1 protein-coding gene is annotated in these 219 nt (G+C 62.1%); it reads left to right on the top strand.

The window, feature by feature from the left end:
* Positions 1 to 219 (top strand): SidA/IucD/PvdA family monooxygenase (locus tag AF337_RS13960; RefSeq protein ID WP_152971073.1); only part of this gene is annotated, 219 nt, incomplete at both ends.

The raw sequence follows: 219 nt of genomic DNA, 5'->3' as shown, positions 1-219 counted from the left end.
CCTCTATGCGTTGCGTTATCTCGAGCCGAGCACGCTCAACGCCTCTCTGGCGCCCAATCGCGATGTGATTCAGATGGAGCGGAACGGCAACGCCTATCGGCTCATCGTCAGGAACCAATTCGACGGCGGGATCGAGGTGCTGCATGCAGATGCGGTGGTGCTCGCCACCGGCTACCGGTTCCGACTGCCGGATGCTCTGGGCTCGCTGGGCGAAAGGAT

The organism is Rhizobium ecuadorense, from assembly GCF_001187535.1.
GTDB classification, from domain to species: Bacteria; Pseudomonadota; Alphaproteobacteria; order Rhizobiales; family Rhizobiaceae; genus Rhizobium; species Rhizobium ecuadorense.
This window is presented reverse-complemented; position numbering and strand designations above follow the sequence as displayed.